Source organism: Cupriavidus laharis (genome assembly GCF_914271435.1).
Classification (GTDB): Bacteria; Pseudomonadota; Gammaproteobacteria; order Burkholderiales; family Burkholderiaceae; genus Cupriavidus; species Cupriavidus laharis.
Map to the genome: position 1 here is coordinate 71,326 of NZ_CAJZAI010000016.1, position 12,440 is coordinate 83,765.

The 12,440-nt window shown below is 64.7% G+C and carries 9 protein-coding genes; 1 reads left to right on the forward strand and 8 read right to left on the reverse strand.

All coding sequences use genetic code 11. The features are described from left to right. Window positions 1-14 precede the first annotated feature (14 nt). The gene (locus tag LDO29_RS23485) at window positions 15-1,265 is read left to right on the forward strand and encodes an MFS transporter (RefSeq protein ID WP_224082140.1); all 1,251 of its coding nucleotides are present in this window, start codon (window positions 15-17) and stop codon (window positions 1,263-1,265) included. A gap of 33 nt (window positions 1,266-1,298) precedes the next feature. On the opposite strand, the gene LDO29_RS23490 is transcribed toward LDO29_RS23485, so the two are convergent. From LDO29_RS23490 to LDO29_RS23525, 8 genes are all read right to left on the reverse strand, one after another. Then, window positions 1,299-2,090: a peptidylprolyl isomerase gene (locus tag LDO29_RS23490; RefSeq protein WP_224082141.1), complete on the reverse strand. Its 792-nt coding sequence runs from the start codon at window positions 2,088-2,090 to the stop codon at window positions 1,299-1,301. Window positions 2,091-2,100: 10 nt separating this feature from the next. Beyond that, window positions 2,101-2,829 carry a respiratory nitrate reductase subunit gamma gene (gene narI / locus LDO29_RS23495; protein WP_224082142.1) on the reverse strand — a complete coding sequence of 243 codons (729 nt, stop codon included), beginning with the start codon at window positions 2,827-2,829 and terminating at the stop codon, window positions 2,101-2,103. 17 nt (window positions 2,830-2,846) lie between these two features. Next, window positions 2,847-3,521, reverse strand: a complete 675-nt coding sequence (gene narJ / locus LDO29_RS23500) for a nitrate reductase molybdenum cofactor assembly chaperone (protein WP_224082143.1) — start codon at window positions 3,519-3,521, stop codon at window positions 2,847-2,849. A gap of 1 nt (window position 3,522) precedes the next feature. Beyond that, window positions 3,523-5,046, reverse strand: coding sequence for a nitrate reductase subunit beta (gene narH, locus LDO29_RS23505; protein ID WP_224082144.1), 1,524 nt, complete (start codon window positions 5,044-5,046; stop codon window positions 3,523-3,525). A gap of 16 nt (window positions 5,047-5,062) precedes the next feature. Further along, window positions 5,063-8,857, reverse strand: a complete 3,795-nt coding sequence (locus LDO29_RS23510) for a nitrate reductase subunit alpha (RefSeq protein ID WP_224082145.1) — start codon at window positions 8,855-8,857, stop codon at window positions 5,063-5,065. A 29-nt stretch (window positions 8,858-8,886) separates the two neighbouring features. After that, on the reverse strand, window positions 8,887-10,341 hold the full coding sequence (locus LDO29_RS23515) for an MFS transporter (protein WP_396022708.1): 1,455 nt from the start codon (window positions 10,339-10,341) through the stop codon (window positions 8,887-8,889). 324 nt (window positions 10,342-10,665) lie between these two features. Beyond that, window positions 10,666-10,932 (reverse strand): hypothetical protein, encoded by a 267-nt coding sequence (locus LDO29_RS23520; protein ID WP_224082146.1) that lies wholly within the window; start codon window positions 10,930-10,932, stop codon window positions 10,666-10,668. Continuing rightward, window positions 10,932-12,428: a DUF1254 domain-containing protein gene (locus tag LDO29_RS23525; protein ID WP_224082147.1), complete on the reverse strand. Its 1,497-nt coding sequence runs from the start codon at window positions 12,426-12,428 to the stop codon at window positions 10,932-10,934. Before LDO29_RS23525 ends, LDO29_RS23520 begins: the two co-directional genes overlap by 1 nt. Window positions 12,429-12,440 lie beyond the last annotated feature (12 nt).

Below are 12,440 nucleotides of genomic sequence, written 5' to 3' on the forward strand. Positions count from 1 at the left end.
CCATAACAAAAACAATGACCGGAGACGACCTCCAGACCCTGCGCACCGGCAGCGCCGCTTCCTCCCGGGATGCCGCGACGCGCGGCATCGCCGCCCTGACCTTCGCCTTTGTGCTCAGCCAGTTCTTCCGTTCCTGCCTGGCGGTAATGGCCCCGGAACTGCAGCACGATTTCGGCCTGTCTCCGGCCGGCTTCGGCGCCCTGTCCTCCTCCTTCTTCCTGGCCTTTGCCGTGGCCCAGATCCCGGTTGGCATTGCTTTCGACCGGTATGGCGTGGGCAGGCCCACGGCATGGCTGCTGGCGGTCGGCGCGGTATCGTCGATCCTGTTCGTCGCCGCGCCCAACGGCGCCATGGCCACGCTGGCGCAGATGGGGCTCGGGCTGGCCTGCGCGCCGGTGTTCATGGGCCTGCTGCATTTCGCCTCGGAACAGCTTTCCGAGCGCGATTACATGCGCGTGGTCAGCAGGTCGAACGCCATGGGCATGATCGGCGCGTTGTGCGCGACCGCACCGCTCGGCTGGGCGATCGAGCTTTTCGGCTGGCGCGCGTCCATGTCCGTGTCGGCGCTGTGCACGATCGCCGCCGCCTATGGCGTCTGGCGCTTTGTGCGCGACACCGGCCATGCGGAGGCGCGCTGCGCCTCGTGGCCGTCCATGCTGACGCAAAGCGCCCGTCTGCTGGGCCTGGTCCCGCTGTGGACGCTGATCCCGCTATGCGTGGCCATGGCAGCGGGCACGGCGTTCCGCAACGCGTGGAGCGGCCCCTATCTGGCGGACGTCTACGGACTCAGCTCAGGCCCCCGCGGCGTGGCGCTCACGCTGCTGAGCGTGGCCGGCTTCCTCACCGCCTTCGTACTGCCCGTGCTGGTGCGGCGCAGCTCGCTCAAGGCAACCATCCTGGCGTGGTCCTGCCTGTCGATGTCGGGCGCGCTGATGCTGGTGCAGTGGCCCGATTCCGGCGTGGCCAGCGGCGTGGCACTGATGGCGCTGCTCTCGACCATCGGCATGCTGCACCCGCTCGTCATGGCGCAGGGCCGCAGCCTGATCCCGCCGTCAAAGCGCGGGCGCGGCCTGGGCCTGCTCAATACCTTCGTGTTCCTTGGCTCCGCGCTCACGTCGTGGGGCTTCGGGCTGATTGCCAATATGGGGCACGTAGAGCACTGGGGCGAGCCTGCGACATACGCAGCCATCTTCCTGTCGGCGGCCGTGCTGGTGGTGACAGCACTGGTGCCTTACTTCTTCAGTCCGGCGCACGGCAAACATTAGTCCGCAGCGCCGCCCATCGGATCGCCATGCTGCCTATTGCACCAGCGGCGTAGCCGCACCGTCCAGCGCGATGCCATGCACGCGCGCGCGGCCGGCGAGCACCTGGACGTACTGCGAAAGTGCCGTGGCAAAGCTTGCGTGCCAGAGCGACTGCGCCACGGCCTGCCGCACGGCGGCATACGGCTGGTCGTGACCAGGTTCACGCGACAGGATCTCCACCACGTGCAGGCCGAACCGGCTGTGGACAAGGCGCGGCAGCACGCCGACTTCCGCCTTGCCAAAGATCTCCCGCGCGAACTCCGGCGCGCATTCTTCCGAGGTCAGCCACCCCAGGTCTCCACCCTGCGCGCCACTCGGGCAATTGGATGTCGAGGCTGCGACAACGGCAAACCGATCACCCGCCGCCTGCTCCTCCGGCGTGCGGTTTCGCACATCGAGCAGGCAGGCCTCTGCGCGCTGGCGCAGGGCGTTGACGTCAACCCCCGGCGTCACGGCAAACAGGATGTGGCGCGCATGAACGCGTTCGCCCACGCGGTATCGCGCGGCATGTGCAGCATGGTGGCGCTGGCAGGCCTCGTCAGTAGGCTGCGGAACCTGCACCATCCTCTCGATCAGCAGCTCGATCGCCGATGCGGCGGCTTCCGAGATAGCACCGCCGACGGGCACAGGATCGTCCGCGGCCAGCAGTCCCGCTTCGATTGCTGCCTGGCGCAGCAGCTCCGTGCAGGCACGCTGGCGCAGCGCCTGAACGTCAACGCTTTCCGTCGGCGCAGTCAGCGCCACGTCGTTGACGTGCGGCAGCGCGGATTCCGTGGCAGTGGTCATGGCAGCTCCCTCACGCTTGCTTCTTGCCCGGCTGGGCCTGCGCCGGGACGTTCAGCTTGCGCGAGCGCACGAGCTGGTACGGTCGGACCAGGTACACCACGGTGGCGAAGCCGCTCCATACGTGCACGAGACGGCTGAACGGGAACAGCAGGAAGATGGTCATGCCGAGCACCAGGTGCACCTTGAACGGCCACGCCACGTGCAGCAGTCCCGTGGCATCGGGCCGGAACGTGACCACCCGTTGCGCCCAGTCCGCCAGGATCAGCATGTCGGTGGCATCGGCAAGATGCGCGTACGAGAACGGCAGCGTCACGAGGCCCAGCACCAGTTGCACCCAGAGGATGATCAGGATGGCCAGGTCGGTGCGATGGCTGGTCAGCCGGATCCGTGGGTCAAAGATGCGCCGGTGCAGCAGCATGCTCAGGCCGATGAAGCAGATGAAGCCGGCAATGCCGCCCGAAATCATCGCCAGCATCTGCTTGTTCGATGCGGTGATGATCCACTCGTAGAACACGTGCGGTGTCAGCAGGCCGACGGTGTGGCCAAAGAACAGGAACAGGATGCCGATATGGAACAGGTTGCTGCCCCAGCGCAACTGCCGCGCGCGCAGCAGTTGCGAGCTGTCGCTCTTCCACGTGTACTGGTCGCGGTCGAAACGCGCCAGGCTGCCCATCAGGAACACCGCGCCGCACAGGTACGGGTAGACGTTGAAGAGGAAGTTGTGCAAGGTGAGTGGCATGATGCGCTCCTCTTGTGTCAACGTTGACCGGCGCCCTGCCCGGACGCGCGGCGGACGACATGGACAGGTTGCTCCGTGCCCGGCCCCGCCTGGCCGGCGCTGGAACAGCCGTCGAACGCAGGCGGCTCGGCCCAGGTCTCATCCAGCGCAGGCTCTTCCGCGATGGCGACTTGCCGCAGCGGCTGCCCGGCGAGATCGAGGACAGCCGCAAGGACGGCCACGTAGCCACTCCTGCGCCGACGCAACGCTTCGGCGATCGCCTGCACGATGTGGGCGAACTCGTTCAGGAAGGCCCGGGCGGACTTCGCCGGCTGCGTGGATGCATATTCGAGCAGGACGGTCAGGTGATCCGGCAGCTCGCCCGGTGCAAGATGCAGGCCGGCCTGTTCATAGGTCAGCACAAGATCGACCATCGCCTGGCCGCGATCGCGCGAATCGCCATGCACGTGCTCGAACAGGTGGAGCGCGGTAGCGCGGCCGCGATCGAACAGGTCGACGTATGCCGCTTCCGCTTCCAGGCCCTCCGCTTCGAGTCGGTGCGCCAGCGCGATCAGTTCGGCGCGCCGGCCGGCGTTCAAGGCGCCATCGGCATCGATGGCCTGCCGGACTTCCGGCAAGTGCGCGCGCATGGAGGCATCCGGGTAGCGCAGCAGATGTGCCAGGCACCGCAGCGTGTAGGTGATCGCTGCCATGTCAAAGCTCCACCCGGATCGGGATGGTCCGCTTCTTCTCGCTGCCGAAAAGGCTGGTCTCGGTGACGCCTTCACTGCAGCCATTGCCGAACGAGAACCCGCAGCCGCCGCGCACATTGAAGGCATTCTCGGCATACTCGCGATGCGTGGTCGGAATGACGAAGCGGTCCTCGTAGTTCGCGATGGCCATGATGCGGTACATGTCCTCGACTTGTTCGATCGACAGGCCCGCCTGGCGCAGCGCGGCCAGGTTCGGCTCGCCTTCCACGTGCTTGCCGCGCTGGTACGCGCGCATGGCCAGCATGCGTTCCAGTGCGCGCACGACCGGCGGGATGTCGCCGGCGGTCAGCAGGTTGGCCAGGTACTTCACCGGGATGCGGAGCTGGCTCACGTCCGGCAGTTCACCATAGGCGCCGATCTGCCCCGCGTTGGCCGCGGCGGTGATCGGCGACAGCGGCGGCACGTACCACACCATCGGCAGCGTGCGGTATTCCGGATGCAGCGGCAACGCCACCTTCCAGTCCACGGCCATCTTGTAGACCGGGCTGGTGCGCGCCGCCACCAGCCACGCGTCGGGCACGCCATCGGCCCGCGCCTGCTCGATCACGGCCGGATCATTGGGGTCCAGGAAAATGTCGAGCTGCGCCTGGTACAGGTCGATGTCCTTCTCGACCGAGGCTGCCTCGGCAATGCGGTCGGCGTCATACAGCAGGACGCCAAGGTAGCGGATACGGCCAACGCAGGTCTCCGAGCAGACAGTAGGCTGCCCCGCCTCGATGCGCGGATAGCAGAAGATGCACTTCTCCGCCTTGCCGCTCTTCCAGTTGTAGTAGATCTTCTTGTACGGACAGCCCGACACGCACATGCGCCAGCCGCGGCATTTGTCCTGGTCGATCAGCACGATGCCGTCTTCCTCGCGCTTGTAGATCGAGCCCGACGGGCAACTCGCCACGCAGGCCGGGTTCAGGCAGTGCTCGCACAGCCGTGGCAGGTACATCATGAAGGTGTTCTCGAACTGACCATAGATGTCCTTCTGGATGTCGTCGAAGTTGCGGTCGCGGCTGCGCTTGCTGAATTCGCTGCCCAGGATCTCCTCCCAGTTCGGTCCCCATTCGATCTTTTCCATGCGCTGGCCGGTGATCAGGCTGCGCGGCCGCGCCGTGGGGGCCGCCTTCATCTCGGGCGCCGTGTGCAGGTGGTCGTAGTCGAACGTGAAGGGCTCGTAGTAGTCGTCGATCTCCGGCAGGTTCGGGTTGGCGAAGATCTTCATCAGCAGTTGCCACTTTCCGCCCTGGCGCGGCACGATGCTGCCGTCGGCCTTGCGCGTCCAGCCTCCGTTCCAGCGGTCCTGGTTCTCCCACTCCTTCGGGTAGCCGATACCAGGCTTGGTCTCGACATTGTTGAACCAGGCGTACTCCACCCCAGGACGGCTGGTCCATACGTTCTTGCACGTCACGCTGCAGGTGTGGCAACCGATGCATTTGTCCAGGTTCAGGACCATGCCGATCTGTGCGCGGATTTTCATCGTGGGGCTCCGTCTTTTAGGGGTTTTCGCCCTGTGCCTGATATGCGGCGGCAAGATAGTCGTCGCGCGGGGTATCGAGCCAGTCGACCGTCCTCATCTTCCGCACCACCACGAACTCGTCGCGGTTGGTGCCGATCGTGCCGTAGTAGTTGAAGCCGTAGCTCAGCTGCGCATAACCGCCGATCATGTGGGTGGGCTTGAGCACCACCCGCGTCACCGAGTTGTGGATGCCGCCCCGCACGCCGGTGATCTCGCTGCCCGGCGTGTTGATGATCTTCTCCTGCGCGTGGTACATCATCAGGATGCCCGGCTGGATGCGCTGGCTGACCACCGCGCGCACGGTCACGGCGCCGTTGGCGTTGAACAGCTCCATCCAGTCGTTGTCTTCGATCCCGGCACGTTTCGCGTCTTCCTCGCTCAGCCACGCCACCGGACCGCCGCGGTTGAGCGTCAGCATGATCAGGTTGTCGGTGTAGGTGCTGTGGATGCCCCACTTCTGGTGCGGGGTCAGGAAGTTCAGCACGATCTCCGTGTTGCCGTTCGGCCGTATGCCGGCCATGCGGTTGGTCGCCTTCATGTCCACCGGCGGCCGGTAGGTGGAAAAACCTTCGCCGAAGGCGATCATCCAGGGGTGATCCTGGTAGAACTGCTGGCGCCCCGTCAGCGTCCGCCACGGAATCAGCTCATGGACATTGGTGTAGCCGGCGTTGTAGCTGACCGTCTCGCTCTCGATGCCGCTCCAGGTCGGGCTGCTGATGATCTTGCGCGGCTGCGCCTGGATGTCGCGGTAGCGGATCTTCTCGTCCTCGCGGTAGAGGGCCAGGTGCGCATGCTCGCGCCCCGTGGCTTGCGACAGCGCCTCCCACGCCTTGACCGCGACATGCCCGTTGGTCTCGGGAGCGAGCAGGAGGATCACCTCGCACGCGTCGATATCGGTCAGGATGCGCGGCCGTCCCTGGGTCGCCCCGGGCTCCTCGACCACGCCATTTAGCTGCCCGAGCTGCTCCACCTCCGTGCCGGTCTTCCAGGCGATGCCCTTGCCGCCGTTGCCGAGCTTGTCCATGAGCGGGCCGAGCGCGGTGAAACGCCTGTAGAGGTTCGGATAGTCGCGCTCGACGATGGTGACCTGGGGCGCGGTCTTTCCGGGAATCAGGTCGCACTCGCCCTTCTTCCATTCCGCCACGCCGTAGGGTTGGGCCAGTTCGGCCGGCGTGTCGTGCATCAGCGGCGTCATGACCGTGTCGCGCTCCACCCCCAGGTGGCCGACACAGACTTCGCTGAACGCCTTGGCAAAGCCCTTGTAGATCTCCCAGTCGGAGCGGGACTCCCACACCGGATCCACGGCCGCCGACAACGGGTGGATGAACGGGTGCATGTCGCTGGTGTTCAGGTCGTTCTTCTCGTACCAACTGGCCGTCGGCAGCACGATGTCCGAGTAGAGACATGTCGTGCTCATGCGGAAGTCCAGCGTCACCAGCAGGTCGAGCTTTCCTTCCGGAGCCTGTTCGTGCCACTTCACCTCATGGGGCCGCGCCTCGTCGGCCCCGAGATCCTTGCCCTGAACGCCGCTTCCGGTACCCAGCAGGTGTTTGCAGAAGTACTCGTGCCCCTTGCCGCTCGAGCCCAGCAGGTTGCTGCGCCACACGAACATATTGCGCGGCCAGTTCTCCGGCGCATCGGGATCTTCGCAGCTCATCCGCAAGGTTCCGTCCTTGAGCCCGCGCGCGATGAAATCTCGCGGCGCGAGACCGGCGGCGTCCGCTTGCGCGGCCACGTCCAGCGGATTGATGTCAAGCTGCGGCGCGCTCGGCAGCCAGCCCATGCGCTCGGCGCGCACGTTGTAGTCGATCATGCTGCCGCCGTACAGGCTCCGGTCGGCCAGCGGCGACACGATCTCCTCGATGCCGAGCTTCTCGTAGCGCCACTGGTCCGTATGCGCATAGAAGAAGCTGGTGCTGTTCTGGTGGCGCGGCGGCCGGGACCAGTCCAGCGCAAAGGCCAGCGCCGTCCATCCGGTCTGCGGACGCAGCTTTTCCTGTCCGACGTAGTGCGACCAGCCGCCACCGCTCTTGCCGATGCAGCCGCACATCATCAGCAGGTTGATGACACCGCGGTAGTTCATGTCGCAGTGATACCAGTGGTTCATGCCGGCGCCGATGATGACCATCGACCTGCCCTGCGTCTTGTCCGCGTTGGCCGCGAACTCCCGTGCCACGGTAACGATGTGCTGGCGCGGCACACCGGTAATGGCCTCCGCCCAGGCAGGCGTGTACGGGGCATTGGCGTCGTAGCTCGCCGCGCCGCTGCCCAGGCCGCGGTCAATGCCGTACTGCGCTGCCTGGAGGTCGAACACAGTTGCCACAAGCGCGGTGCGGTCGCCGATCTGCATGCGCACGGCCGGGATGCGGGCGCGGTTGACGTCGCTGCCCTGCTCATTGGCCGGAAAGTGCGGGGTCTCGATGCCGCCAAAATAGGGAAAGCCTGCCTCGACGACCTCATGCCCCGGGTCCGCGCCTTCCAGCACGGACAGGCGGAGCCTGAGCGGCGAGCCGTCGCGCGCGTCCTTTTCCTCGAGGTTCCATTTACCGGTATCGTCGCGCCCCTCGGCTCCCCAGCGAAAACCGATCGAGCCGTTGGGCACCACGACGCGGCCCTCCGTATCGAAGGCGACGGTCTTCCATTCCGGGTTGTTGACCTGGCCGAGCGTATCGCCGAAATCGGCGGCCCGCACATAGCGGTCCGGCACCTGCACCACGCTGCCGTCAGGCAGGCGATGCTCGCGCAGCAGGACCAGGTTGGGCAGGTCGGTGTAGCGGCGGGCGTAATCGTCGAAGTATTCGCTGCGCTGCTCGAAATAGAACTCCCGCAGAACGACGTGTCCCATCGCCATCGCTACCGCTGCATCGGTGCCCTGCTTGGGATGGAGCCACAGGTCAGCCAGCTTGGCCACTTCGCTGTAGTCGGGCGTCACCGAGACGATCTTCGTGCCCTTGTAGCGCACCTCGGTAAAGAAATGCGCATCAGGGGTACGCGTCTGCGGCACATTGGAGCCCCAGGCGATGATGTAGCCGCTGTTGTACCAGTCCGCGCTTTCCGGCACGTCGGTCTGCTCGCCCCAGATCTGCGGGCTTGCCGGGGGAAGGTCGCAGTACCAGTCGTAGAAACTCATGCAGACGCCGCCGATCAGGCTCAGGTAGCGGCTGCCCGCGGCGTAGCTCACCATGCTCATCGCGGGAATCGGCGAGAAACCGATGATGCGATCTGGCCCATGCTTGCGGATCGTGTAGACATTGGCTGCCGCCACCAGCTGGTTGACCTCTTCCCAACTGCTGCGCACGAAGCCTCCCATGCCGCGCACGTGCTGGTAGTCGCGGCGCGCGACGTCGTCCTCCACGATCAGCGCCCATGCCTCGACCGGGTTCTTCGCCGCCGCGAGAGCTGCGCGCCAACGCTTGAGCAGGCGCCCGCGCACCATCGGATACTTCACGCGATTGGCGCTGTAGAGATACCACGAGTAGCTGGCGCCGCGCGCGCAGCCTCTCGGTTCATGGTTGGGCATGTCCCAGCGCGTGCGCGGATAGTCGGTCTGCTGCGTTTCCCACGTCACGATGCCGCCCTTGACGTAGATCTTCCAGGAACAGGAACCCGTGCAGTTGACCCCATGGGTGCTGCGCACGATCTTGTCATGTGACCAGCGGTTCCGGTATGCGTCCTCCCAGGTCCGGTCTTCGCCAGTGGTCCGCCCGTGATCGCCCGCGAAGTTTTCCCTGGGCAACGTGAAATGCGTCAGTCGGTCGAGGAAATGGCTCATGGAATCATGATCTCCGGATCAGGACGGGCTCAGCACGGCATGCTTGCATTGCGTCTTGCATAGCACCACCACGTGATCGCCACGCACACCAGGTAGAACACCGCGAAGATCCATAGCGCGGCCTCAGGGCCGCCCGTCGCGTCAATGGACGAACCGTAGCTCTTCGGAATAAAGAAGCCGCCGTAAGCGCCCAGGGCGCCCGCGAAGCCGACCGCGGCCGCTCCCAGCACGTTGCCCGTCTTCTGTGCCGCGGCCCGGTCCGCACCGGAGTCGCCGGCCACCTTGCGCATCGACAGTTCATGGAAGATCGCGGGGATCATGCGGAACGTCGAACCGTTGCCGATGCCGGTCGTCACGAACAGGACCAGGAACATGACAAAGAAGCCGGCGAAGCTGCCTTGCTCAGGTCCGAACGGGAACGCCAGGGTGCCCGCGCCCTTGGGCAGGAAGCACAGCACGCCGAGGACCGCCAGGGCCATGGCCAGGAAGTTCCACATCGTTACCACGCCACCGCCGGTCTTGTCGGCAAGCCAGCCGCCGAACGGGCGCACGATCGCACCGACCAGCGGCCCGAGCCAGGCGTAGGCCAGTGGATTGACATCGGGAAACTGACTCTTTGTCAGAAGCGGGAAACCTGCCGCAAACCCGATGAAAGAGCCGAACGTGCCCAGATAGAGCAGGCACATGATCCAGTTGTGCTTTTCCCGGAAAATCGCGCTCTGCTCGGCAAACGATGCCTTGGCGTCGGCCACGTCGTTCATGGTGAACCACGCGACGACGGCGGTGATGGCAATCCATGGCACCCAGATGAATGCCGCGTTCTGGGTCCATACCTGCATCGCCTGGCCGTTCCTGGTGACTGTCTGCGGGTCGCCGCCGAAGATGCCGAACATGCCGATCGTCACCACGATCGGGCTCAGGAACTGCACCACCGACACGCCCAGATTGCCGAGCCCGGCATTGACGCCAAGCGCCGAGCCCTTGCGGTCCTGCGGGAAGAAGTAGCTGATATTGGCCATGCTGGAGCTGAAGTTCCCGCCACCGAAGCCGCACAGCAGCGCCAGGATGAGCATGGTCGAATATGGGGTCGACGGATCCTGCACGGCGATGCCGATGCCGACGGCAGGGATGAGCAGGGACACCGTCGACACCGCAGTCCAGCGCCGCCCGCCTACAAGCGGCACGATGAACGAGTAGAAGATGCGCAGCGTAGCGCCGCTGAGCGCAGGTACCGCGGTCAGCCAGAATAGCTGGTTGGTGGAATACGGAAAGCCCAGCGAAGGCAGGCTGACTGCAACCACGCTCCAGACTTGCCAGATGGCAAACGCCAGGAACAGCGCCGGCACCGAGATCCAGAGATTGATCTTGGCGATTGCCTCGCCTTCCTTTTCCCAGAACGCCTTGTCTTCGGGAGTCCATACGTAAAGCGTGGACCCGCGCCGAATTGGCAGATCGTCGTTGCGCATTGGCATGGGCTCCGTCATGGAGTCTCGGGGCGGCCGGACAGATATCTGGCCTGGGGACCTTTTGATGCTAGAGCCAGCCATCCGGACTTGTCCAGATGGTCTTGCGGGCAGCTTACTCAGCTGATTCGCGCAATCGCCCTCTCCTCGGCGCACGGAGCCGATATGAAAGTTTTATTGGTAAATATGAAATATTTCGCGGCACCCCAGGAAGGGCCGCACAAGCGTATGAGACTGCCTCGAGTGCCGCCCGCCGCGTCAGCGCTTGCCCATCACGCACTTCATGCAGCAATTCTGACAGCTCGGTACTCGGTATTGAGTCGGCCGGACATGCTTGACCATCGGCTAGACGACGGGCCGTCGCACCGTCCGCGCCAGCGGCCACCAATGCAGGAAGCCGAACAAGAGCGTCAGGACGATGCTGGCGAACAGCGACCCGTCATATAGCCTGACATACCTGAAGGCAATCACCACTTCGAGGGCATGCACCACCAGCAGCACGACCGCGGTCGTCTGGATCATGCTGGCGAACGCGCGGCCAACGAGTCCAGCCGTGGCAGCCAGGGCCAGCGCGTAGGCCAGCATGCAAGTCAACTTCATCAGTCGCATCATCACTTCACTTCCTCGATTTCACCCGGCTTCCAGCGCTTGTCGAAAAACGCCTGCTCTGGGCCATAGAGACGCAGAATCACGCTCCAGCCCTTTTCCCGGCGCGTCTCCACCCAGTTGGCTTCCTTGCCCGGCGGCGCCTTGGGGCCAAAATACACGTCCACGGAGCCGTCGGGATTGGCCACGATCCCGTTCCGCTCGCTGCCGATGCTCGGGAATCGCTGGTTGGTCTGGAGCATCGAGCGGGTCTGAGTGTCATACAGCACGAGCGACCAGAAATTCTTCGCGGGGATGTTCGGTGGCAGGTGCAGCTTGTAGGTCTTCGCGCCATCGAGGGGCTTTCCCTTCGCGTCCACCGTTGCGAATGCGTATTGCGATCCTGCGCCGGGCATCTTCAGCGCCATCGCAGGTGTGATGCCAATGGCGCAAAAGAAGAAAAAGGCGCGGGCGTCCAGCAGGCGTGCGCCATTGCGCAGGAACTCGTGGCTGCCGCCGACGAATGGCGTCTGCCAGGCGCTGTTCGCATAGAGGTAGGCCTCCGGATCCCGGGAACGGTAGGCCAGGGTCCGCGCAGTCGCGCTGCCAACCGCCGCCGACTCCGTCAGGATCTGCGTCATGCGCTTGTCGGGTGCGAACGGCTTGCCCTTCACCATGCCAATCGCTGCCAGCAGCCCGAGCGTCTCGGGGTCCGCCGAGGACGTGGGCTCTTCCTGGACGACTTCGTTCACCTCCTTGTAGAAGGAGAAGTCCATCGAATGAATGGTATTGAACGCCTTGCCGGAGACGCTGACGAAGTTCGTTGACGGCGGATTTCCGGCTTGCGCGAGCGGGTAGATGCGCAGGTGTTGCCGGATGCTGTCCGCGCCCGGCTTCGGATCGCCTTGTTGCTGGAACCCGCGCGTGATGAACCAGTTGCCATAGGTCGGCGATTTCACGGCGGTGTAGCCACGCGGCACTTCGTCCGAGTAGTTCGGCGGAAGGAGCACGTACTTTCCGCCCTTGCCCTTGTCCGGGCCTGCGTTGCCAAGGTCGGCGACATACCCGAACCAGAAGTTGTTAACGATGCCAAGCGTGTTCGGCGGGCTCTCGATCACGACGGGTCCATTCTTCAGGTCGACCCAGGCCGACGCGTAGATGCTATCGGCGTTGGGCGTGAGGAACAGCGAGCGGGAATCCACCAGCGAGTCGAAGATGATGACGGTCTGGTTGTCGGGTCCGAAGCCACGGATGCCCCTGCGCATCGCCGCGAGCGACGCGGCAGGCATGGAAGTCAGGAAGGCCTCGACTCCACGCTGGAAATCCAGATTGTCGTAGACCTTCCTGACCGTGGCGTCGTCAGGGAAGCCGTCGGTAAAGCGAAGCGTGCCGAGGCGCGACTCCAGAACGTGCGGCGTCACGATGGACTGCGGGATCTCGGTCTTGTATTGCTGCGCCATGGCCGGCGCCAGGACCGACATCGCAGCAAGCGCCATGATTCTTTTCATGCGGCTGGTTTTCATTGTTGTCTCCTG